This is a genomic window from Rhodanobacteraceae bacterium, assembly GCA_016713135.1.
In the GTDB taxonomy this organism is placed as follows: domain Bacteria; phylum Pseudomonadota; class Gammaproteobacteria; order Xanthomonadales; family SZUA-5; genus JADKFD01.
Genome location: JADJPR010000014.1, coordinates 1 through 22,221, shown reverse-complemented (window position 1 = coordinate 22,221; position 22,221 = coordinate 1). Strand labels below are relative to the sequence as shown.

General features: G+C 68.2%; 17 protein-coding genes and 4 pseudogenes. 6 read left to right on the top strand and 15 right to left on the bottom strand.

What is annotated here, in order from left to right; translation table 11 throughout:
• Window positions 1-602: hypothetical protein (locus tag IPK27_12475; GenBank protein MBK8068402.1), on the top strand; the 602-nt coding region annotated here is incomplete at its 5' end.
• Here IPK27_12475 and IPK27_12470 read toward each other — a convergent pair.
• The 4 genes from IPK27_12470 to IPK27_12455 form a co-directional block, all read right to left on the bottom strand.
• Window positions 584-2,131 (bottom strand): carotenoid oxygenase family protein, encoded by a 1,548-nt coding sequence (locus IPK27_12470; GenBank protein MBK8068401.1) that lies wholly within the window; start codon window positions 2,129-2,131, stop codon window positions 584-586. The two genes, IPK27_12475 and IPK27_12470, sit on opposite strands and share 19 nt — an antisense overlap.
• Window positions 2,132-2,137: 6 nt before the next feature.
• Window positions 2,138-2,545, bottom strand: a complete 408-nt coding sequence (locus IPK27_12465) for a hypothetical protein (GenBank protein MBK8068400.1) — start codon at window positions 2,543-2,545, stop codon at window positions 2,138-2,140.
• 26 nt (window positions 2,546-2,571) lie between these two features.
• The gene (locus IPK27_12460) at window positions 2,572-3,621 is read right to left on the bottom strand and encodes a carboxypeptidase regulatory-like domain-containing protein (GenBank protein ID MBK8068399.1); all 1,050 of its coding nucleotides are present in this window, start codon (window positions 3,619-3,621) and stop codon (window positions 2,572-2,574) included.
• Between the two features lie 96 nt (window positions 3,622-3,717).
• Window positions 3,718-4,632, bottom strand: coding sequence for a helix-turn-helix domain-containing protein (locus IPK27_12455; protein MBK8068398.1), 915 nt, complete (start codon window positions 4,630-4,632; stop codon window positions 3,718-3,720).
• 101 nt (window positions 4,633-4,733) lie between these two features.
• Here IPK27_12455 and IPK27_12450 point away from each other — a divergent pair, with 101 nt between their 5' ends.
• The 3 genes and pseudogenes from IPK27_12450 (at window position 4,734) to IPK27_12440 (ending at window position 8,296) form a co-directional block, all read left to right on the top strand.
• On the top strand, window positions 4,734-5,384 hold the full coding sequence (locus tag IPK27_12450; GenBank protein MBK8068397.1) for a TetR/AcrR family transcriptional regulator: 651 nt from the start codon (window positions 4,734-4,736) through the stop codon (window positions 5,382-5,384).
• 20 nt (window positions 5,385-5,404) lie between these two features.
• A complete protein-coding gene (locus tag IPK27_12445; protein ID MBK8068396.1) occupies window positions 5,405-6,826 on the top strand; it encodes a sulfatase-like hydrolase/transferase in 1,422 nt (473 codons plus the stop codon).
• A gap of 23 nt (window positions 6,827-6,849) precedes the next feature.
• A pseudogene (locus IPK27_12440) lies at window positions 6,850-8,296 on the top strand (aldehyde dehydrogenase family protein).
• Window positions 8,297-8,317: 21 nt separating this feature from the next.
• Here the strand turns inward: IPK27_12440 and IPK27_12435 are convergent.
• The 8 genes from IPK27_12435 to IPK27_12400 are packed head-to-tail and all read right to left on the bottom strand — an operon-like array spanning window position 8,318 to window position 17,184.
• Window positions 8,318-9,685: a glutamine synthetase gene (locus IPK27_12435; protein MBK8068395.1), complete on the bottom strand. Its 1,368-nt coding sequence runs from the start codon at window positions 9,683-9,685 to the stop codon at window positions 8,318-8,320.
• Entirely contained in the window at window positions 9,682-11,037 is a 1,356-nt protein-coding gene (locus tag IPK27_12430) for an aminotransferase class III-fold pyridoxal phosphate-dependent enzyme (protein ID MBK8068394.1), read from the bottom strand. The genes IPK27_12435 and IPK27_12430 overlap by 4 nt, the downstream gene beginning before the upstream one ends.
• Window positions 11,034-11,681, bottom strand: a complete 648-nt coding sequence (locus IPK27_12425; protein MBK8068393.1) for a DUF502 domain-containing protein — start codon at window positions 11,679-11,681, stop codon at window positions 11,034-11,036. The genes IPK27_12430 and IPK27_12425 overlap by 4 nt, the downstream gene beginning before the upstream one ends.
• Window positions 11,678-12,049: a zinc ribbon domain-containing protein gene (locus IPK27_12420; protein MBK8068392.1), complete on the bottom strand. Its 372-nt coding sequence runs from the start codon at window positions 12,047-12,049 to the stop codon at window positions 11,678-11,680. Before IPK27_12420 ends, IPK27_12425 begins: the two co-directional genes overlap by 4 nt.
• Window positions 12,050-12,068: 19 nt before the next feature.
• Window positions 12,069-14,651: an ATP-dependent chaperone ClpB gene (gene clpB, locus IPK27_12415; GenBank protein ID MBK8068391.1), complete on the bottom strand. Its 2,583-nt coding sequence runs from the start codon at window positions 14,649-14,651 to the stop codon at window positions 12,069-12,071.
• Window positions 14,652-14,704: 53 nt separating this feature from the next.
• Window positions 14,705-15,529 (bottom strand): ZIP family metal transporter, encoded by an 825-nt coding sequence (locus IPK27_12410; protein ID MBK8068390.1) that lies wholly within the window; start codon window positions 15,527-15,529, stop codon window positions 14,705-14,707.
• Window positions 15,526-16,293: a peptidoglycan editing factor PgeF gene (gene pgeF / locus IPK27_12405; protein MBK8068389.1), complete on the bottom strand. Its 768-nt coding sequence runs from the start codon at window positions 16,291-16,293 to the stop codon at window positions 15,526-15,528. Before pgeF ends, IPK27_12410 begins: the two co-directional genes overlap by 4 nt.
• Window positions 16,294-17,184 (bottom strand): RluA family pseudouridine synthase, encoded by an 891-nt coding sequence (locus IPK27_12400; protein MBK8068388.1) that lies wholly within the window; start codon window positions 17,182-17,184, stop codon window positions 16,294-16,296.
• A 423-nt stretch (window positions 17,185-17,607) separates the two neighbouring features.
• Here IPK27_12400 and IPK27_12395 point away from each other — a divergent pair, with 423 nt between their 5' ends.
• Window positions 17,608-17,808, top strand: coding sequence for a tetratricopeptide repeat protein (locus tag IPK27_12395; GenBank protein ID MBK8068387.1), 201 nt, complete (start codon window positions 17,608-17,610; stop codon window positions 17,806-17,808).
• On the top strand, window positions 17,762-17,980 hold the full coding sequence (gene bamD, locus IPK27_12390; GenBank protein MBK8068386.1) for an outer membrane protein assembly factor BamD: 219 nt from the start codon (window positions 17,762-17,764) through the stop codon (window positions 17,978-17,980). Before IPK27_12395 ends, bamD begins: the two co-directional genes overlap by 47 nt.
• A gap of 134 nt (window positions 17,981-18,114) precedes the next feature.
• On the opposite strand, the pseudogene IPK27_12385 reads toward bamD, so the two are convergent.
• The 3 pseudogenes from IPK27_12385 to sucC all read right to left on the bottom strand — a co-directional run bounded on the left by IPK27_12385 (window position 18,115) and on the right by sucC (window position 22,054).
• A pseudogene (locus tag IPK27_12385) lies at window positions 18,115-19,740 on the bottom strand (NAD+ synthase).
• Window positions 19,741-20,002: 262 nt separating this feature from the next.
• Window positions 20,003-20,869 (bottom strand): annotated as a pseudogene (gene sucD / locus IPK27_12380) (succinate--CoA ligase subunit alpha).
• A gap of 40 nt (window positions 20,870-20,909) precedes the next feature.
• Window positions 20,910-22,054 (bottom strand): annotated as a pseudogene (gene sucC, locus IPK27_12375) (ADP-forming succinate--CoA ligase subunit beta).
• Window positions 22,055-22,221 lie beyond the last annotated feature (167 nt).

The window sequence follows — 22,221 nt, the reverse complement described above, 5'->3', positions numbered from 1 at the left end:
GGGAACTGTTCGCGCCGCAGCGGGCATGGATCACCGTGACGCTGTGGGCGGCGTTCGCTGGTTCCATGCTGGCCATGCATCTGGTTACCAGCTGGTTGCCGCTGCTGCTGGAGGCCGAGGGCCATGCGGCAACTCGCGCCGCGACGCTGACCGGCTGGATCCACGCGGCAGGCGTGGGCGCTGTATTTCTCTCGGCGCCGGCCTTCGCCCGCTTCGGGCTCCACTGGCTGTCGGTGCTGCTCGGCATCGCCTTCACCAGCGCAGCGCTGCTGGCCGCCTTCGGGCTAGGCAATGGCGCGCTCGGCGTCCTGATGATCGCCTTCGGATTTGGCCTGGTAGGCAGCCAGAGCGTGCTCGGAACCCTTGCCGGGCATCTTTATCCCGAGCGCTGCCGCTCCACCGGCGTTGGTGCCGCCATGGCGGCCGGCCGGCTGGGCTCCATGGTGGGGCCGCTGGCCGGAGGTGCGATGCAGGCGGCCGGTTACCCCGCGCGCAGCATGTTCACGCTGCCGCTATGGGCGATAGCGGTCGCGCTGCTGGCAACTGGGTTGCTCGCATCGCTGGCTGGACGTGCCGGCCGGAATCACACCGCCGGCAGCTGATCGGCCGGTATCCAGTTGCCGTGGATCTGTGGCGTGGCCTTGAACGGCAGCTGCACGCGCGCGATGGGACCGGCGGTGATGTCCTGGGTATCGAGCACCAGCACTTCCGATCGATTCTCCTTCTGGAAGTAGGCCATGCCCATCAGGTAGCCATCGGCCTCCGGCGCGCCCTTGCGCCGCGGCGCGAACACCGCCTCATTCAGAGAAATATCCGGACCCGGGTTGTAGGTGCGATGGCTGCGTGCCTGGTGATCGAACATCGTCCAGCCCGCGCCCTTGCCCGGCGTGTTCGAGACCAGGAAGCCGTAGCGGTAGGGATCGACGTTGTAGCGATCATCCTGCCTCGACAGCGCCCCGGTCACGTCGGGGTACAGCACCTGCATGTCGAAGTTCGTGATGCGCTTCTTTGAAAGGTCCATCGAGAAGCGCCGGACCCGCGCCTGGCCCTTCACCGGATCGAAGCTGTCGTGCAGGTGCGGGAAGAACGGGAAGCGGTTGCCGTCGGCGCCATCCATGTCCCAGTAGAACCGATCGCCATCCGACCACGAACCCATCGTGTGGTCGCTCATGTTCATCGGACCGGGGACCCAGCGGATGTCCTTGCCGTCACCGCCGCGACGCATCACGCCGAGCCATGGCTGCTTGGTGCTGTCCCAGGCCCAGTGAACCGGAGAGGCCGGGCTGTAGGCCATCGGGATCGCCAGGAAGGCGATGTGCCGCCGCGTGACCGCGAAGTCATGCAGCATGCAGCAGTACGGTGCGTTGATCCACGCAGACCACTTGATGCCGCCGTCGCGCCCCACGGAGAACACGTTGATGTCGGTGCTGCCGAGGCCCGTGGCCTCGTAGCCGAAGGCGAACATCTCGCCGGTTTCCGGGTCGTTCTTGGGGTGCGCGGTGAAGGTCTGTGACGTCAGCGCGCCGCCGAAGGTGTAGTTGGCATCCAGCGTTTCGAGCGTATGCGGATGGATGAGCGCGGGCGGGGAGTCTTCCTTCAGCGCGTAGAGCCGGTTGGCATGCACCCACACGTGGGTATTGTGGGATCCGCGCCGAACGTTCTGGACGCTCGGATCATCGCTCGCGCGATTGCGGTAGTAACCGAACAGCGACCGGCGCGCCTCGTGCTGCGCCTTCCAGCGGTCATTCCTGACGTAGCGACTCGTGAAATCCACGTGGCCGTTGCGGAAGCGGAACATCGACACATGGCCTTCGCCGTCGAAGAAGATGTCGTCTTCGTATGCCTTGGGCTTGGGGTACTGGGCGTCCGGACCCACGCGATAGAAGGTGCCGTCGAGATCGAGCGGCATCTGCCCCTCCACCTCGCAGTCGTGCAGCGTCATCTCGGCGCGGCTCACGCCACCGGCCTCGGAGCCACCGGCACCGAACTTGCCGCGCGCCTTCGGGAAATCCACCCCGGCCGCGACGGCTGGCGCCGCTGCGGCGCCCACCGTGACCGCCGCGCCCACGGCGGCACTGGCCAGGAAGCGCCGCCTGTCCTTCGATGCGGGGCCGCCCCGTTCGCCGGTCATCGTTGATTACTCTTTCTTGTCCGAGGCGTCGACGAGCGATGAGCCCGCGCTGATCGACCTGCCGTCCGCGAACTTGACGGCCTTCGCATTGATCAACGGCATGCCATCACGGGACTGGAACCCCTCGACGGTGACGCTGTCGCCGCTCTGCATGGATTTGCGGTTCCACCCGTAGCGCAGCAGCTTGTTGGGGCTGCCCAGTTCGACCTCGAAATTGGTCACCTTGCCCTTGGCATCCTTCACGTCGACGAAGAAGCGCGCATGGGGATTGGTCCATTCGAGCTTGGTCACGGTGCCGCTGATGGTCAGCGGCTTGTTGGAATCGAACTGCGCGGCAAACGAATGGTGGGCGACCGCGGGCAGGGCTGCGAACGCCAGCAACACCGCCGGAAGGAACCTGGACTGCGATTTCATGGTGGGCTTCTCCTCAGAAAGGAATTTCATGGGCGCGCCCGCCAGGGAGCGCGTTTCGCGGACTGCGCCGGAGCGCCCTCCGCACAGACGAATTCGACGATCTCCGTGCCTTCGGCGAGGCCCGCCTCGCGCTCCCTGACCCAGGCGCGGTCCAGGCCTCGGGATCCTCGGCGGTCACCGTGATGCGCAGGCGTCCGCGGCTGGTGCGCGTGAATCGTTCCGTGACCTTCAGCGACTCGGGAGTGGATGCCGAATCCCGGCGTGCTGTCGTTGAAGCCGACGGTCTCGACGACCAGCGTGTCGCCTTCCCAGCGGCCGATCGAGTGGCCATACCAGGACGGATTCCACTGGTCCGGATCGGGATGGCCGCGGCCATCCAGATGGATCTGGCGGTGGCTGATGACCATATCCTCCACCAGCTGCACGATAAGGCCCGGCGTCTGGACGAACTTGTACGGATAGTTCGTCATCGTCATCAGGCCGGACTGCGGCAGGCAGTAGGCGCCGGGGTTGTCCTGGCGGATCTTGCGCCACTCGTCGTGCATCTGCTGCGCCCACGGCTGCATGGGTATCGCGCCGGCGTAGGAATCGCCGAAGTTGACCCAGACGCCGGAAAGGTCCGGCTTGCCATCCGGTGTCCGGGGCACCGGCCCGTCGACGTTGCGGGTCTTCGCGCGCAGGTCCACGCCCTGCATCAGCGGGTCGTCGCCCACCGTTCCCAGGTTCATGCCCCAGGTGAGGGTCAGGTCCAGCGCTTCATTGCGGCCGGGCCGCACGACCACGCCGGCACGCTCGTAGCGTTCGAAGATGCGCGTGGGAAGCTCCAGAGCAAGAGTGTAGGTGCCCGGCGCGATGGCCTCGATGCGATAGCTGCCGTCGGCCCGGGCGCGGCCCACGGCGCGGCCCTGGGGTCCGGTCAGCACGATGTCGGCTTCCAGCCGCTCCACTCGCCTTCCGTCCGGATCTGACAACCGGCCCTCCAGCACGCCTGGCGCATCCTGCGCCGCAAGGGTCGCGCCCTGCGCCGTCAGTGCCAGCAGCGCAAGCAGGGTGAACTTTCCGGATATTCCACGCATGGCTTCGAGGATTTCACTGGATCGAGGGCGCCGCCGCTTTTCCGAGAGCGAAGTAGCGCTTGCATGCCGGAGAACCCGGGGTATCGGGCCCGGCACTCAGCCCGAGGATCTGCCCTCGCGCACATCGCGCGGCGAGCATTCGTAGCGGTCGCGAAACGCGCGGCTGAAATGGGACACGTTGCTGAAACCCCAGGTCAGCGCGATCTCGGTGATGGTCCGGTCGCGCAACGCGGGGTTTTCCAGCTCCTGGCGACTGCGTTCGAGCCGACGCGTCCAGATGTACTGGTTCAGCGTCTGCGACTCGGATGCGAAAACCATGTGCAGATACCGCTTCGTGCAGTTCAGGCCCGCCGCAATCTGGTCCAGCGACAGTCGCGGATCGCGCAGCCGGCTTTCGGCGTAATTGCGGATGCGGTCGCGCATGTCCTCGTGGGGCGTGGCGCCCGCGGGTTGCGCGATCTTCTCGTTCACCGCGATGTGGAACAGCCGCAGCACGATGTCCCCGAGTTCCTCGGCCTGGCGCGCGCCGAGGTTGGGCAACTCGTCGAACAGCGAGTCGATCGTCTGGCACATCAGTGCGGCCACCCGCGACGCGCCGGTGAATGTCCGGCCGATGGCGAACCGCGGGTCGATGCCCAGCCGGACCTGCTCGCGCGGAATCAGGAAATGCACCTGCTCGCCGCCGGCCGTATGCCGCGAGACCCAGGGCCTGGGCGCGTCACACAAGCCCCATGAACCGGCGGGCAGCCGCATCGTCCGACCCTGCTGCTCGAAATCGCACTGGCCGCGTTTCTGCACGGCGATCATCAGGTAGCCGGGGGTGTCTCCCGACATGGCAAAGGGGTGGCGGACGACGCACGACCTGTGCGCGGTGAAGTGCCCGATCTTCATCTGGCCGACGTCGGCACTGTCGAGCGTTCCGCCGGCCTGATCCGCAGCGCAGGCCTGCGGACTTTCGGAAAAACTGCGACGCCGGAATGCGCCCCGTGCCTGGTGATCCGTGTTCAGCACAGCTACCCCCCACCCCTGACGGTTGACCGCACATGTTGGTGACGTTTGTTAATCACTCGATTAAAATGCGGTTCGCAGTCAGATGCAAGGGGAAATGATTCGTGTCTGCAGTGCAACAACGGGACACCCGCCAGCGGGAGACCGCAGATCGGCTCTTATCGGCTACCGAGCAGATACTGCTGGAGCAGGGGTCTCACTCGATCTCGATCCGGCGCATCGCCACGCAGTCGGGCGTCAACTCCGCGCTGATCTCCTATCATTTCGGCGGGCTCGACGCGCTGCTGCAGCAGCTGCTCGAGCGCAATGTCGATGCCATCTGCGACCTGCGCGATGTCCAGCTGGCGGCCGCCGGGAAGGCGCGGGGCAGGGAAACCCGGCTGGAGGCGCTGGTGCGCGCCTACCTGGATCCGTTGTGGTCGACCAGGTCCGTCCATCACGAGGGATCCGCGCGCAAGGTGATCCGCGAGGTCTTGCCGCTGCTGGGCGCCGCGCAGCGCCGTCGCGGCGTCGCGCGCATCAACGAAAGCGTGAACGAGACGGCGCGGCTGATCGCACCGCTCACGCCGCATCTGACCGGCGACCAGTTGCTGGTTAGACTGCGCCTGCTGGCGGAAGCCTCGAATATCCAGCTGCAGCCACTGGCAAGGATGGGACTGTTCCCTTCACCGGGAATCCCGCAGGATCAACTGAGCCAGAACGTGCATGCAGAGCTGATCCGGATGGCACTCGGCACATTGCAGCAGGCTGGATGACGTGCAGAGGGGACTGAAAGATGAGTCGTGACGAACCCTATCGATACTGGTCGCGCAGGCAGATCCTGCTCGGCGGCACGGCCGCGGGCCTTGCGGCCGGATTCGCTGGCGCGCCCGGCGCTTCAAGGGCGCATGCCGCCGCGGCCGACCCCGCGCGACCGAACATCGTGTGGATCATGGCCGATGACCTGGGTTTTGCCGACCTGAGCTTCACGGGGCAGCGCGCATTCCTCACCCCCCACATCGACCGCATCGCGCGCGAGGGCCTGTTCCTGCGGCAGTCGTACTCCAACTCCGCGGTGTGCTCGGCCACGCGCACCGGGTTGATCACCGGGCGTTACCAATACCGGCTGCGCGTGGGCCTGGAAGAACCGCTGGCCGCGCCAAGCGACGTGCTGGGACTGGCGCCATCGCACCCGACGCTGCCGTCGCTGCTGCGCCGCCAGGGATACCGCACGACCCTGGTCGGCAAATGGCACCTGGGCATCTCGTCGGCATTCGGTCCGCTGCAGAGCGGGTACGAGAACTTCTACGGCATCCATCCAGGCGCGGCCGACTATTTCCGTCACTCGCAGGCCCACCATCCAGGCGGCGCGAACAACCTGCACGAGGGCAAGGCGCCATCGGGCGACCAGGGCTACCTGACGGACCTGTTTTCACGGCGCGCGGTGCGCGAGATCTCGCAGTTCCGCGCAGACAGGCGGCCGTTCTTCATGAGCCTGCACTACACCGCGCCGCACTGGCCGTGGGAAGGGCCGGAAGACGAGGCGCTGGCCGCCACCATCAAGGATATCCAGCACCGCGACGGCGGCAACCTCGAGACCTACAAACGCATGGTGCTGTCGATGGATCGTGGCGTGGGCGAGGTGCTGGCGGCGCTCGACGCCGCGGGCGTGGCCGACAACACCATCGTCATCTTCACCAGCGACAACGGCGGCGAGCGCTTCTCCGACACCTGGCCGTTCGTGGGCCAGAAGAGCGAACTGCTGGAAGGCGGCATCCGCGTGCCATTCTTCCTGCGCTGGCCGGCGCGCGTGGCAGCCGGCAGCCGCAGCGAGCAGGTGAACATCTCGATGGACTGGGTGCCGACGCTGCTGGCCGCGGCGGGCGCCGCGCCGGATCCGGCGTATCCCAGCGACGGCATGAACCTCATCGATGTCGTGACCGGCCGGGGCGCCCCCGCATCCCGCACGCTGTACTGGCGCTACAAAGCCGCCGCGCAGGCGGCGCTGCGCGACGGCGACTGGAAATACCTGAAGATCGGCAAGAACGAGCAGCTGTTCAACCTGGCGGCTGATGAGCGCGAACGGGCCAACCTGGCGCTGCGCGAGCCGGCGAGATTTGCCGCGATGAAACAGCAATGGAATGCCTGGAATGCAACAATGCTGCCCTACCCGGCCGAGAGCTACAGTCACCCCAACACGGCTGTCGATCGGTACTGAATTCTTCTGCAGGAGCACTCACGATGAACGCACAACTCAAACCCGGAGCAACAGGTTCCAACGTGGTCGGCAATTTCCAGCTGCTCATCGGCGGCAAGCTGGTGCCCGGTGCCTCGACCTTCGACGTCATCAACCCGGCCACCGAGACCGTGCTGGCGAGCTGCCCGCGCGCCGACGTGGCACAGGCCAACCAGGCGGTGGCCGCGGCCAAGGCGGCCTTCCCGGCCTGGTCGGCAAAGCCGCTGGCCGAACGCGCGGCGCTGCTGAACAAGCTGGCTGACGCCATCGAGGCGCACATGCCGGAACTGGCGCGCATCCTCACGCAGGAGCAGGGCAAGCCACTGGGCGGCGCCATGTTCGAGCTCACCGTGGCGGCGGGCAACATCCGCGGCTTCGCGGCGATGAGCCTCACCGACAAGGTGCTGGTCGATGACGCGCAGTCGAAGGTGATCGCGCAGCGACTGCCGCTGGGCGTCGTGGCCGCCATCACGCCGTGGAATTTCCCGGTGATCATGATGGTGACCAAGCTCGCGCCGGCGCTGCTGGCCGGCAACACGGTGGTAGTGAAGCCCGCGCCCACCACGCCGCTGGCCACGCTGAAGGTGGGCGAGCTGTGCGCCGGCATCTTCCCGGCAGGCGTAGTCAACGTGATCGCGGACGTCAACGACCTGGGCGGCGTGCTCACCAGCCACCCGGATGTGGCCAAGATCGCCTTCACCGGCTCCACGGCCACCGGCCGCAAGGTGATGGCCAGCGCCGCCACCACGCTCAAGCGCCTGACGCTGGAGCTGGGCGGCAACGACGCGGCCATCGTGCTCGACGACGTGAATCCGCAGGAGATCGCGCCCAAGCTGTTCTTCGCCGCGATGGTGAACTCCGGCCAGGTGTGCCTTGCCGCCAAGCGCGTCTACGTGCCGGAGAAGATCTATGACGCCGTGTGCGCGGAGCTGGCGAAGATCGCCGAAGGCGCCGCGGTGGGCAATGGCCTCGATGAAGGTGTGATGTTCGGCCCCGTGCAGAACCGCATGCAGTTCGAGAAGGTGCAGGCCATCATCGAGGACGCGCGCGCGCAGGGCAAGGTGATCGCCGGCGGCAAGCCGCACCAGGGCAAGGGCTTCTTCATCCACCCCACGGTGGTCAGCGGCCTGCCCGGACAGCGCGCGGCTGGTGTGCGAGGAGCAGTTCGGACCGGTGATGCCGGTACTGAAGTACTCATCGCTCGACGAGGTGATCGAGCGCGCCAATGCCTCGGAATATGGCCTCGGCGGCACGGTCTGGTCGGCGAGCACCGAGCGCGCGGTGGAAGTGGCCAAGCGCCTCAACACCGGCACGGTGTGGATCAACAAGCACCTCGACCTGCCGCCGACGATTCCCTATGGCGGCACGAAGCAGTCTGGCTTCGGCGTGGAGCTGGGTCAGCAGGGCCTGGAGGAATTCACGCAGCTGAAGGTCATCAACATCGCGAAGTGAGGCGGGCGGCGACGGCCGCCCTCACATCTTCTCGAGATACCAGGCGCGGTCCGTTTCAGTCACCTCGGATTCGAAACGGGCCAACTCCTGCTGCTTGATGGCGAGGAACACCTTCAGGAAGCCCTCGCCCAGCGCCTCGCGCAGGAACGCCGAGGCGCGCGCCCGTTCCAGTGATTCGTGCCAGGTGGCCGGCAGCGCCGGCGCGCTCGCCATCGACACGGGCGAGGCGGCATATCCATTGCCTTCGACCGGCGGACCCGGATCGAGCTTGCGCTCGATGCCGTGCGCCGCCGCAGCCAGCACCGTGGCCGCGGCGACGTAGAGATTCACGTCGGCGCCGCTGAAGCGATGCTCCACGTGGCGCGAGGCCGGCGGCCCCGCGGGAATGCGCAGGCTGACGCTGCGGTTGTTCACGCCCCAGCTCACCGCCACGGGCGCGTAGCTTTCGCGCTGGAAGCGGCGATATGAATTGCCGTTCGGCGCGAACACCAGGAAGGATTCGCCGGCGGTGGCCATCATGCCGGCGATGGCCTGGCGCAGCAGCATCGTGCCGGCGGGATCATCGCTGGCGCAGGCATTGCGGCCCTGCCCGTCCGCAAGACTCAGGTGCAGGTGCGCGCCGGAACCCGCGCGATCGGTGAAGGGCTTGGCCATGAAGCTGGCGACAAGTCCGTGCCGGGCGGCAACGCCCTTGATCAGGCGCTTGAACTGCACGGCCTCGTCCACGGCCGCGAGCACGTCGTCGCGATGCTGCAGCGTGATCTCGAACTGGCCCGGCGCGTACTCGCTCATCACCGTGCCCGCCGACAGGCCCTGCGCGGTGGCGGCATCGAGCACTTCGCGGAACACCGGAGCGAGCGCATCGAGCCGCGACAGGCTGTAGGCCTCGATCTGCTCGCGCTGGCCGCGGGGCACGGCGCCCGAGCCTGCCGGATGCAGCTGCCCTTGTTCACCCCGCCGCAGCAGGTAGAACTCCAGCTCGCAGGCGAACACGGCGCGATACCCCAGGCCTGCGACGCGTTGCGCGGCGCGCGCCAATGCATGCCGCGGATCCGCCGGCGCGGGCCGGCCATCCAGCTCATGCATCGACAGCATCACCTGGCCGGTGCGCTCGAGCCACGGCGCGATGCGCAGCGTGCCGGGCACGGGGCGGCAGAGCTTGTCCGCATCGCCGGTTTCCCACACCAGCCCGGTGGCTTCCACGTCGGCGCCGGTGACATCGAGCCCCAGGATGGAGCCGGCCACGTTGCGGCCATCGCGATACAGCCCGGCGAGCTCATGGCGACGTACCGTCTTGCCTCGCATCACGCCGGAAGGGTCGGTGAGCAGCAGCTGCACCGCGTCCACGTCCGGATGCTCGTGGAGAAAATCCTGCAGCTCCTGGCTCATGGTGCACGCATCAGTGGCGCGAATTCGTCGAGCGCCGCGGAAAAGGTGGCGAGGAAGGCATCGACCTGGGATTCCGTGGTGACCGGCGAAGCCAGCATCATGTTGTGGAAGGGCGTGAGCAGGAAGCCCCTGTTGAGCAGATGCAGATGCAGGGCGCCTTCCAGCGCGTGGTCGATGGCCTGCAGGCTCTGCCGCCCCGTGCGCGGCGCAGGCACCGGGCCGAATTCCAGCCGCGCGCCCACGCGCGATACCTGCCAATCCACGCGGTGCCGCTGCAGGACGGACTCGATGCCGGCGGCCAGCTGCTGCGCCCGGGCTTCCATGGACCGGTAGATGTCCGGCACGTGCAGGTGGGCCAGGCTTGCGGCCAGCGCCGCGATGGCCAGCGGATTCGCCGCGAGCGTGGTGCCGATGCCGGAATGGCCACTCTCGCGGCGCGCGTCTGCCGCGCGCAGCCGGTCGGCCACGGCATCGGTGTATCCGTAGATGCCGCAGGGCACGCCGCCGGCGATGGCCTTGCCGCAGACGATGAAATCGGCGGCAAGCCCGCATGCGCGCGCGTAACCACCTGGGCCGGATGACAACGTGTGGGTTTCGTCGATGGCCAGCAAAGCATCATGGCGCGTGCAGGCCGCGCGCAGGGCTTCGAGGAATCCCGGCTGCGGCAGCACCATGCCCGCATTGGTCATCACCGGCTCGGCGAGCACGCAGGCGATGTCCCCGCGCGCCAGCGCGCGCTCGACCGCTGCGATGTCGTTGAACTCCACGACCACCGTCGAGTCGGCCGGATCATGGATGCGGCCGATCTGGCCCGGCCGCGGCAGCGTGGCGCCGTCCTCTCCCATGATCACCATGGTTTCATCGACCGTGCCGTGGTAGCAGCCATCGAACACCAGCACTCGGGGCCGGCCGGTGGCCATGCGCGCCTGGCGCAGCACGGCGCGATTGGCATCGGTGGCGGTCTGTGTGAGCTGCCACCAGGGCAGGCCGAATAGCCCAGCGAGCCCCTCGCCCACCGCCGCGACGCGTGCATCGGGCAGCATGGTGGTCAGGCCCAGCGGCGCCTGCGCCGCGATGGCGCGCGCCACGGCCGGGGGCGAGTGACCGAACATCGCGCCGGTGTCACCCAGGCAGAAATCCACGTACTCGTGGCCGTCCACGTCGGTCACGACGGCATCGCGGGCGTTCTGGAAATAGAGTGGCACCGGCGTGGGCCAGTCGCGCATCCAGTGCAGCGGCACGCCACCGGGAAAATGTCGCGCCGCGTTGCGCGCGAAAGCCGCGCTTCGTGGCCTTGCCGCAATGAAGGCCTGTCGCTCGCGCGCGATGAGCGCTTCGAGCGCCGGGTTCATGTGGTGGTGGAGGTTGGTCCGCCCGCGTGCGTGCCAGGCGGCACCACCACCCCCAGCGTGACGATCATCTTCATCGCATCATCGACGCTCATGTCGATGGGCACGACTTCGGATTGCCGCACGATGAGGTTGTAGCCGGTGGTGGGAATGGGCGTAGTGGGCACGTACACGCAGATCTGCGGCTCGCCGCCATACCGGCCGGAATAATCGGGCAGGTTTGTCGCCGTGACGAAGGCCATCGTCCAGACGTCCTTGCGCGGGAACTCGATCATGACCACCTGCCGGAACGACGCCTTGCTCTTCATCAGGGACTCGGTGAATCCCTTGACGCCGGAGTAGATGGTGCGCACCAGCGGGATGCGGTTCATCAGCTCGTCCCACCAGACCACCAGCGTCTGGCCGACGAGGTTGGCTACCAGCAGGCCGGTGAGCACCAGCACCACCAGCGCGATCAGCGCGCCGAAGCCGGGGATATGGAAGCCCAGCAGGTTGTCGGGCTTGAGGCGGTCGGGCAGCAGCGTCAGCAGGCCGTCGGCCAGATCGAGCAGGAACTTGAACGTGAGCCAGGTGAGGCCTGCAGGCACCCAGAACAGCAGGCCCGCGATCAGGTACCTGCGCAGGCCGAGCGAAAGCCTGGACTTCACCGCCTGGCCTTGCGCTTCGCGCGCTTGGCCGGCTTCACCGGCTTGGCCGCGGGCTTGTCTGCCGCCTTGGCCTCGGTCTTGGGTTCCGCCTTCGGGGCGTCCTTGGCCTCGGGCTTGCTGTCGGGCTTGGCGTCTGCCTTGGGCTCGGCCTTGTCGGCATCGACCAGGTTGCGCTTGTTGTCCTTGTCGGTCTTGAAGTCGGTTTCGTACCAGCCCCCGCCCTTCAGGCGGAAGACCGGCGCTGACACCAGCTTCACGAGCCGGCTCTTGCCGCACTCCGGACATTTCTTCAGCGGCGCGTCGGTGATCTTCTGCAAGACCTCGGCCTGCGCGCCACAGGCCTGGCACTGATACTCGTAGAACGGCATGCGGTCGATTATAGCGGCGTCAGTTGGCCCGCTTCTCGAACTTCAGCGCCCCGCCCTCCTCAGCCACGAGGATCCGGTCACCGGGCGCGAACTGCCCCTGCAGGATGCGCTCGGCCAGCGGGTTCTCGACCTGCTGCTGGATGGCGCGCTTGAGGGGCCTGGCGCCATAGACCGGATCGAATCCAGCCTGCCCCAGCAGGTCGCGGGCATCGTCGGCCAGTTCCAGCACCATGTCGCGCTCGGCCAGCCGCGCCTTGAGGCTGGCGAGCTGGATGTCGACGATGGCGCGGATCTGCGCCGCGCCCAGCGGATGGAACACCACGATATCGTCGATGCGGTTGATGAACTCCGGACGGAAATGCGCCTGCACACGCTCCATCACCTCGTTCTTCATCTGCTGGTACTGCTTCTCGCCGGCCAGCTGCTGGATGACATCGGAACCGAGGTTCGAGGTCATGATGATGACGGTGTTGCGGAAGTCGACGGTGCGGCCCTGGCCGTCGGTCAGGCGGCCATCGTCGAGCACCTGCAGCAGCACGTTGAAGACATCCTTGTGCGCCTTCTCCACTTCGTCGAGCAGCACCACCGAATAGGGCCTGCGGCGCACGGCCTCGGTGAGATACCCGCCTTCCTCGTAGCCAACGTAGCCCGGCGGCGCGCCGATCAGCCGCGCCACGGAGTGCTGCTCCATGAACTCGGACATGTCGATGCGCACGATCGACTCTTCGGTATCGAACAGGAACTCGGCCAGCGCCTTGCACAGTTCGGTCTTGCCCACGCCCGTGGGACCGAGGAACAGGAATGAGCCGTTGGGCCGCTTCGGATCGGCAAGGCCGGCACGCGAACGGCGGATGGCGCTGGCGACGATCTTCAGCGCCTCTTCCTGGCCCACCACGCGCTTGCCCAGCGCCTGTTCCATGCGCAGCAGCTTGTCCTTCTCGCCCTCCAGCATCTTGGAGACAGGAATGCCGGTCCACTTGGACACGACCTCGGCGATCTCCTCTTCGGTGACGCTGTTGCGCACCAGCTGCGTGGGTTTGTCTTCGGCGGCCTGCGCGGCGGCGAGCTTCTTTTCCAGCTCCGGAATGCGCCCGTACTGCATCTCGGCCATCTTCGAAAGATCATTCGCGCGGCGCGCGGCATCGAGCTCCAGGCGCACCTTTTCCAGCTCTTCCTTCACGGAGGCCGCGCCCTGCAGCATGGCCTTCTCGGCCTTCCAGATCTCCTCGAGATCGGCGTATTCCTTCTCCAAGCGCTTGAGCGTGGCCTGCAGCGTGGCGAGGCGCTTCTTCGAGGCCTCGTCGTCTTCCTTCTTCAGCGCCACTTCCTCGATGCGCAGCTGGATGATGCGCCGGTCGAGCCGATCCATTTCCTCGGGCTTGGAGTCGATCTCCATGCGGATGCGCGCGCCGGCCTCGTCGATCAGGTCGATGGCCTTGTCGGGCAGCTGCCGGTCGGCGATGTAGCGATGGGAGAGCTGCGCCGCGGCGACGATGGCCGGGTCGGTGATCTCCACGCCGTGGTGAACTTCGTAGCGTTCCTTCAGGCCACGCAGGATGGCGATGGTGTCTTCCACGCTGGGCTCATCCACCAGCACCTTCTGGAAGCGGCGCTCGAGCGCGGCGTCCTTCTCGATGTACTTGCGGTACTCGTCGAGCGTCGTCGCGCCCACGCAGTGCAGCTCGCCGCGCGCGAGCGCGGGCTTCAACATGTTGCCGGCGTCCATCGAGCCCTCGGCCTTGCCGGCGCCCACCATGGTGTGCAGCTCGTCGATGAACAGGATGACCTGGCCTTCCTGCTTGGAAAGATCCTTCAGCACGGCCTTGAGGCGTTCCTCGAATTCGCCGCGGAACTTCGCGCCCGCGATCAGCGCGCTCATGTCGAGCGAGAGGATCTTCTTGTTCTTGAGGCCTTCGGGCACTTCGTCGTTGATGATGCGCTGCGCCAGGCCCTCGACGATGGCGGTCTTGCCCACGCCGGGCTCGCCGATCAGCACGGGGTTGTTCTTGGTGCGACGCTGCAGCACCTGGATCGTGCGGCGGATCTCGTCATCGCGACCTATGACCGGATCGAGCTTGCCGCTGGTGGCACGCTCGGTGAGGTCGATGGTGTACTTGGCCAGCGCCTCGCGGCTTTCCTCGGCGTTGGGATCGTTCACCGCTTCGCCGCCGCGCACCTCGTCGATGGCCTTCTCGAGCTTCTGCTTCGTGAGGCCGTGGGACTTCAGCAGCTTGCCCAGTTCACCGCGATCCTCGAGCGCCGCCAGCGCGAACAGCTCGCTGGAGATGTACTGGTCGCCGCGCTGCTGGGCCAGCTTGTCGGTGACGTTCAGCAGGCGCGAGAGATCCTGCGAGACATGCAGCTCGCCGGGCGCGCCTTCCACCTTGGGCAGGCGGTCGAGCAGCCCCAGCAGTTCGGGTTTGAGCTTGCCCACGTTGACGCCCGCCTTGGCGAACAGCGGTTTCAACGAGCCTCCCTGCTGGTCGCGCAGCGCCACCAGCAGGTGGGCGGGTTCGATCATCTGGTTGTCGCGGCCGACGGCCAGCGACTGGGCGTCGGCCAGGGCGTTCTGGAAGCGGCTGGTCAGTTTGTCGTTGCGCATGGCCCTTTGTGTGGGGCCGCCCGGGCCCGGGATCAACCCCCGGGGGCGCTATTTCAGTGCGGATTCAGGTGCTCGACCAGGGCCACCAGCGCCACGCCGGCGGCGATGAGAATCACCTGCAGGATCGAATCCCGGGTTCCCACCCGGCGATGCAGGCCGGGGATGAGGTCGGCCACGGCCACATGCAGCAGGCTCGCCGCGGACACGCCCAGCGCATAGGGCAGCGCCGGCTCGACACGCGACAGCGCGAGATACCCCAGCAGTCCACCCAGCACCGACCCCAGCGCGGAGAACAGGTTCCAGGCGAAGGCGCGCGCCCGGCTCATGCCACTGTGCAGCATGATGGCGAAGTTGCCCACTTCGCTGGGCACCTCGTGCGCCAGCACGGCAAGCCCGGTCATGATGCCGAGGTTCACGTCGATCAGGAACGCGGCGGCGATCAGCACTCCATCGAGTGCGTTGTGCATGGTGTCGCCGATGATGATCATCACGCCGGGCGCGCGGCGATGCGCGTCGTGGTGCTGATCGTGCCCATGGCCGTGCGAGTGGTCATGGACCGGCTCGGGCGAATGCGTTTCGCAGTGATCCTCGTGGCAGTGCCGCCAGAGCACCAGTTTCTCGAGCACGAAGAACAGCGCGATGCCGCCCAGCAGCGACAGCCCCACCTTGCCGTAGTTGTCGGGCCCCGCCAGCTCGATGGCCTCGGGCAGCAGTCCCAGCAGCGCCGCGGCCAGCAGCGCGCCGGTGGCGAAGGCCACCATGAAGGGCAAGGCATGCCGGCGCGAATTCTCGGGCACCAGCAGGAAGAGGCTGGCCAGCAGCACACCCGCCACGCCGCCGAGCAGCGTGAAGCCGATGATCCAGGCCAGTGTGTTCATGTCCGCCATACGAGCGTTGCCATTCTACCGGTGGCGTCAAGCCCCCGATGCTGCACATCGCGGCGATGGGAGAAGAAGCGGGCCTCTTCGGCATAGGTGCAGTGGCCGCCGCCGCTGATGCGCTCGACACCGGCGCCGTGCAGGCGCTGGCGCGCGAGCAGGTACAGATCGCATTGCCAGCGCCCCTGCGCGTTGCGCGTGAAGGCAGGCGCCGCCCGCCCGTCAGCGGCCAGGAAGGCTGCACGCACATCCTCACCGACTTCGAAATGCCCGGCGCCGATGGCCGGCGCGAGCCATGCCTGCAATGCCGTGCCCGCCGCCATCTTGCCGCGCAGTGCATCGACGGTGGCCTCGACGACGCCGGCGGCAAGGCCACGCCAGCCCGCATGGGCCACGCCCACCACCGCCCCGTCGCTGCTCGCGAGCACCACGGGCAGGCAGTCGGCCGTCATCACCACGCACACCTGGCCGGGTCGCGAGCTGACCGCGGCATCCGCGCGCGGGCCTGGAACGGGCGCATCCAGATCGGCCACGGCAATGCCGTGAACCTGCTCCAGCCAGTGCGGTTCGGCGGGAAGCGCAGCCGCCTCGCGCAGCCGGCGGCGATTGGCCTGCACGGCCCCGGGATCATCACCCACATGCATGCCGAGGTTCAGGCTGTCCCAGGGTGGGTGGCTCACCCCGGCCGTGCGCAGCGTGGAGATCGCCCGCACGCCGGGTGGCGCCAGCCACTCGGGCAGCAGGAACGCAGGATCGAGGCCCATTCAGCCCTCGCGCAGCACGGCCAGCAGGCGCCTGAAATCCAGCGGCAGGGGCGAACCCAGATCGATGGCCTTGCCGGTGACCGGATGCTCGAACGCGAGCCGGCCCGCATGCAGCGCCTGCCGCCCGAAGGCCTTCGTCGCCTCGCGCAGTGCCGGAGAGGCCCCCGGCGTCAGCTGGCGGCGACCGCCGTACTGCGGATCGCCCACCAGCGGATGACCGATATGCGCCAGGTGCACGCGGATCTGGTGCGTGCGGCCGGTCTCCAGCTGCACGTGCAGCAGCGTATGGTGCGCGAAGCGCTCGGCCAGTCGGTAGTGCGTGACCGCCGCCTTACCGTCGGGCCGCACGGCCATCTTCAGGCGGTCGGTGCGGTGGCGTCCGATGGGGGCATCGACCGTGCCGCCGCCGGTGATCGCGCCCACGCACAGCGCCTGGTATTCGCGCTGCACCTGGTGCGCGCGCAGCATCTCCACCAGCGCCGGGTGCGCCTCGATGGTCCGCGCCACGACCAGCAGCCCGCTGGTGTCCTTGTCGATCCGGTGGACGATGCCGGCGCGGGGCACCGTGGCGAGCTTGGATCGAGCGCCAGCAGGCCATTCTGCAGCGTGCTGGCGCGGATTGCCGGCGCCGGGGTGCACGACGAGGCCCGCGGGCTTGTCTATGACGAACAGATGTGTGCCGCGGTGGCGATCTTGATGGGCATGCGCTCGGGCGCAACGGAATCGTCGGGCGGCAGCTCGGCCTCCCCTGCGCACGGCCTGCCCCGCAGACCGCCTCGCGCGGTCGGGCTGTGTTCCATCCAGCCGCACGGCGCCGTCCTGGATCCAGCCGGCCAGGCGGGAGCGCGAGTACTGCGGCAGGGCGAGGCTCAGGGCCTGGTCGAGGCGCAGGCCGCCGGAGTGCGGGGCAGCACCAGTTCGTGCCGGTGGGTCTGCGCGGCGGCTGGCACCGGGGCGCGGCGGCTTTCGGGGCACTGGGCATTCGGCTATACTAGCCGGATGTCCCTGATGTCTGCCCGATCCCCAGGCCTTGCCGCCTGCTCCTGCTGCCCCTGTGCGCCCTGCTGCTGGTGACCGGTTGCCAGAGCGGCCGCCAGCAGCAGCGCCTTGCCCGGCTCACGCCCGACGCGCTGTACGACCGCGGCCAGAAGGCGCTGCGGGCCCAGGATTATGGCGAGGCCGTGCGCATCTACGAGGCGCTGACCGCGCGGTATCCGTTCACGCCGAAGTCGCGCCAGGCGCGCCTGGACCTGGTCTACGCCTACTACCAGCTAGGGCGAGAAGGAGTCGGCCACCGACGCGGCCGAGCAGTTCCTGCGCGAATACCCGACCCATCCGCGCGTCGACTACGCCTGGTACATGAAGGGCCTGATCGACTTCGAGCGCCAGCCCTACAAGGTGGAACGCTGGCTGGGCGTCGACATGGCGCGCCGCCCGCCCCGAAGGCGCGCGCGACGCCTTCACGTCGCTGCGCACCGTGGTGCAGCGCTACCCGAAGAGCGTCTACGCGCATGATGCGCGCCGGCGCATGGTCTACCTGCGCAACCGCCTGGCGGATTTCGAGGTCAACGTCGCGCACTACTACGAGGAGCGCGGCGCCTGGGTGGCCGCCGCGCAGCGCGCGCGCCAGGCGTGGTCGAGCAGTACGACGGCGCGCCGGCCGTGCGGGAGGCGCTGCGCGTCATGATCGTCTGCGACCAACGCTCGGCTGCAAGAGCTGGCGGAGAACTCGAGCAGGTGTTCCAGTAGAATTTCCCGGCGGGTCCGGCGAGTCTGCGCCCGAGGCGCAGCTGGTGGCAGTTCTGGCGGCTGAGCGCCCGTTCAGCGGCGGTAGCCGCTGGTGATCGGATAGCGCCAGTCGCGGCCGAACGCGCGCCGGCTGACCCGCACGCCCGGCGGGGCCTGGCGGCGCTTGTATTCGTTGCGCTTGACCATGTCGAGCACCTGCGCCACCGTGGCCCGGTCGAAGCCGCGCGCCGCGATCTCCTCGACCGACAGGTCCTCCTCGATGAAGGCCTCGAGGATCGCATCGAGCACCTCGTAGGGCGGCAGCGAATCGGTATCCTTCTGTTCGGGCCGCAGCTCCGCGCTCGGCGCGTCGATCACCGCGCTGAACGCCCGGGACTCACCGGCGCCAGCTGTTGCGAGAGCGCGCCAGACGGTAGACCAGCAATTTGCTGCAGTCCTTGATCGGCGCGAAGCCGCCGGCCATGTCGCCGTAGAGCGTGGCGTAGCCGACCGCCATCTCGCTCTTGTTGCCGGTGGTCAGCACCATGCGCCCGGTCTTGTTCGAGATCGCCATCAGCAGCAGCCCGCGGCAGCGCGCCTGGATGTTTTCCTCGGTGGTATCCGGCGTGCGGCCGGCGAAGTGCTCGGCGAGCGCGCCGAGCGTCGCCTCGAACATGCCCTCGATCGGGATCACGCTGTAGGCGACGCCCAGCGCGCGGGCCTGCGCGGCCGCGTCGTCGCGGCTCATCTGCGCGGTGTAGCGCGAGGGCATCGTCTCGACCTGCACGCGCTCGGGCCCGAGCGCGTCCACCGCGATCGCCAGCGTCAGCGCCGAGTCGACGCCGCCCGAGAGCCCCATCACGACACCCGGGAATCCGTGCTTGGTCACGTAGTCGCGCACGCCGAGCACCAGCGCGCGGTAGACGCTCGCCTCGTCGGACAGCTCCGGCGCGACCGCAGCCGGCAGCGGGCAGCGCCAGGCGCCGCCGGCGCGCGCAACTCCACCGGCCAGAGGCCTTCGTCGAAGGCCGGCGCGCGCAGCAGCAGATTGCCGTCGGCGTTCATCACGAAGGAACGGCCGTCGAACACCAGCTCGTCCTGGCCGCCGACCATGTTCAGGTAGACGAGCGGCAAGCCGACATCGGCGACGCGTGCGCGCGCGATGGCCTCGCGCTCGCGCTGCTTGCGCAGCTCGTAGGGCGAGGCGTTGATGACCAGCAGCAGCTCGGCGCCGCACTGCGCCGCCGCGCGCACAAGCTCCGCCTCCCAGATGTCCTCGCAGATCAGCAGGCCGAGCCGCAGCCGCCGGAGGCCACGAGGTCGGCTGCCGCCGGCGCGGAAGTAGCGCTTCTCGTCGAAGACCTGGTAGTTGGGCAGGCAGGTCTTGCGATGGTGCGCGAGCTGCGCCCGCGGCCAGCAGCGCGGCACTGTTGAAGATCCTGCGCGCCGTGTATTCCGGATAGCCGACCAGGACAGCCGATGCCGGCTCGGCACGCGCGCGAGCTCGGCCGCGGCTCGACCTGGCGGCGCAGGCCGCGATGGAACAGCAGGTCTTCGGGCGGATAGCCGGAGAGCGCGAGTTCCGGGAAAGAGCACGAGGTCGGCGCCTGCGGCGCGGGCCCGCCGCGGCCTCCTGCGCACGCGCGCGCAGTTGCCCTGCACGTCGCCGACCAGCAGGTTCAGCTGCGCGAGCGCGAGCCGAGGCCGGCGCCCCACGATGGGGCCTTCTTGCGCGCCGGCGGCGCGCCGGCACGTTTCTTGGCCGGGCCGGCGCGCTGGCCAGCGCCTTGCGGGCGCGGCGCGCGACCTTGCGCTTGCCTCGGCGCACCTTGGCCTTGGCCTTCGCGGCTTTCGCCTTGGCCTCTGCTTTGGCTTTGGCCTTGCTTCCTTGGCGGGCTTCTTGGCCTTGCGCGGCCTTCGCGCGCATCGCCGCCGGTCGCGCTGCCGACCCGGCGCCGCGCTGCGCGCGGCGCGCGCGCTTGCGCAGCAGGTCGGCCATCGCGCTGCCGAGTTCCGCCGGAGACTTCACGGTGCGCACGCCCGCGGCTTCCAGCGCGCGGTACTTGTCGGCCGCTGTGCCCTTGCCGCCGGCGATGACCGCACCCGCATGGCCCATGCGCTTGCCCGGCGGCGCCGTGACGCCGGCGATGTAGGCCACGACCGGCTTGGTGACGAAATGCCGGATGTGCTCGGCGGCCGCCTCCTCGTCGCTGCCGCCGATCTCGCCGACCATGATGATGCCTTCGGTCTGCGGATCGCGCTCGAACAGTTCGATGACGTCGATGAAGTTCATGCCGCGAACCGGGTCGCCGCCGATGCCGACGCAGGTGCTCTGGCCCAGGCCGTTGTTGGTCGTCTGGAACACCGTCTCGTAGGTCAGCGTGCCGGAGCGCGACACGATGCCGACCGCGCCCTTCTTGTGGATGAAGCCCGGCATGATGCCGATCTTGCATTCCTCCGGCGTGATCACGCCGGGGCAGTTGGGGCCGATCAGCCGCACGCCCGTGCCGGCGAGCGTCGCCTTGACGCGCACCATGTCGTTGACCGGGATGCCCTCGGTGATGCACACGACGAGCTCGATGCCGGCGTCCGCCGCCTCGAGGATGGCATCGGCGGCAAAGGCCGCCGGCACGTAGATCATGCTGGCGGTGGCGCCGGTGGCCTGGACCGCGTCGCGCACGGTGTCGAATACCGGCAGGTCCAGGTGCCGCTCGCCGCCGCGGCCGGGCGTCACGCCACCGACCACTTTCGTGCCATAGGCCAGGCACTGTTCGGAATGGAAAGTGCCCTGCTTGCCGGTGAAGCCCTGGCAGATCACCTTGGTTCGCTTGTTGACCAGAATGCTCATGAATTGTCCTGTTGCGTTTAGCGGTTGCCGCGCGGCGACGACTTCTGTTCGCGGCGTCGGTGAGGCTTGCGGCGGGCGTGATCGCCAGTCCGCTCGCCGACAGGGTTTCGCGCGCCTGGTCGGCGTTGGTGCCCTCGAGGCGCACGATGACCGGCACCTTGACGCCGACGTTGCGGACCGCATTGACGACGCCGTCGGCGATCAGGTCGCAGCGCACGATGCCGCCGAAGATGTTCACGAGGATCGCGCGCACGTTCGGGTTGGAGAGGATCAGCTCGAATGCCGCCGTCACGCGCTCGGCAGTGGCGCCGCCGCCCACGTCGAGGAAGTTCGCCGGCGCGCCGCCGTGCAGCTTGATCAGGTCCATGGTCGCCATCGCGAGACCCGCGCCGTTGACCATGCAGGCGATGTCGCCGTCGAGCGAGACGTAGTTGAGGTCGTGCTCGCTGGCGCGCCGTTCCATCGGGTCTTCCTGGCCGGGGTCGCGCTGCGCGGCCATCTGCGGCTGGCGGTAGAGCGCGTTGGCCTCGATGTCGAGCTTGCAGTCGAGCGCCACCATGCGCCCGGCCTTCGTGACGATCAGCGGATTGATCTCGATCAGGCTGGCGTCGCGCTCCTGGTACAGCCGGTAGAGCGCCATCAGGATCGACTGGAACTGCCCGAGCTGCCCGCTGCCCAGGCCGAGGCCGAAGGCGAGCTGGCGGCACTGGTAGGGCTGCAGGCCCGCCGCCGGGTGGATCGTGACCGAAAGGATCTTCTCCGGCTGCTTCGCGGCGACCTCTTCGATATCCATGCCGCCGGCGGCCGAGGCCACCACGGCAATGCGGCTCTTCTCGCGGTTCAGGGTGAGGCTGAGGTAGATCTCGCGCTCGATGTCGGAGCCGGCTTCCACGTAGACGGGCTCGATCGGCAGCCCGGCCGCGCCGGTCTGCTTGGTGACGAGCCGCTGGCCGAGCATGGCCGGTGGCGGCCGCGGCGCAGCCTCGTCGAGGTCGCGGGCGAGCTGGACGCCACCGGCCTTGCCGCGGCCGCCCGCGTGCACCTGCGCCTTGACCACCCAGAGCGACCGCCGAGCGCCGCGGCGGCGGTGGCCGCCTCATCGGCCGTGGCCGCAACCTGCCCCTGGGGCACCGGAACGCCGTAATCGGCGAAGATCTTCTTCGACTGGTACTCGTGCAGGTTCATTTCGACCCTTTGATCGAAGCTCATTATTCTCGCGCAATTGACCTATACGCCAGGCGCGGTGCGGCACTTAAGGAGCGGTTCTGGTGATCAGATTCGCATGTGCTCGCCAAGTCTCGGCGCAGCTCCGCTATGTCGAGGGGTTGTATGGCCGGTCATCGACAGCGGCG

Coding starts and splice junctions, on each gene's coding strand:
- IPK27_12470 (MBK8068401.1), bottom strand. CDS start 2,131: ATGACCGGCGAACGGGGCGGCCCCGCATCGAAGGACAGGCGGCGCTTC.
- IPK27_12465 (MBK8068400.1), bottom strand. CDS start 2,545: ATGAAATCGCAGTCCAGGTTCCTTCCGGCGGTGTTGCTGGCGTTCGCA.
- IPK27_12460 (MBK8068399.1), bottom strand. CDS start 3,621: ATGCGTGGAATATCCGGAAAGTTCACCCTGCTTGCGCTGCTGGCACTG.
- IPK27_12445 (MBK8068396.1), top strand. CDS start 5,405: ATGAGTCGTGACGAACCCTATCGATACTGGTCGCGCAGGCAGATCCTG.
- IPK27_12435 (MBK8068395.1), bottom strand. CDS start 9,685: ATGAGCCAGGAGCTGCAGGATTTTCTCCACGAGCATCCGGACGTGGAC.
- IPK27_12430 (MBK8068394.1), bottom strand. CDS start 11,037: ATGAACCCGGCGCTCGAAGCGCTCATCGCGCGCGAGCGACAGGCCTTC.
- IPK27_12420 (MBK8068392.1), bottom strand. CDS start 12,049: ATGCCGTTCTACGAGTATCAGTGCCAGGCCTGTGGCGCGCAGGCCGAG.
- clpB (MBK8068391.1), bottom strand. CDS start 14,651: ATGCGCAACGACAAACTGACCAGCCGCTTCCAGAACGCCCTGGCCGAC.
- IPK27_12410 (MBK8068390.1), bottom strand. CDS start 15,529: ATGAACACACTGGCCTGGATCATCGGCTTCACGCTGCTCGGCGGCGTG.
- pgeF (MBK8068389.1), bottom strand. CDS start 16,293: ATGGGCCTCGATCCTGCGTTCCTGCTGCCCGAGTGGCTGGCGCCACCC.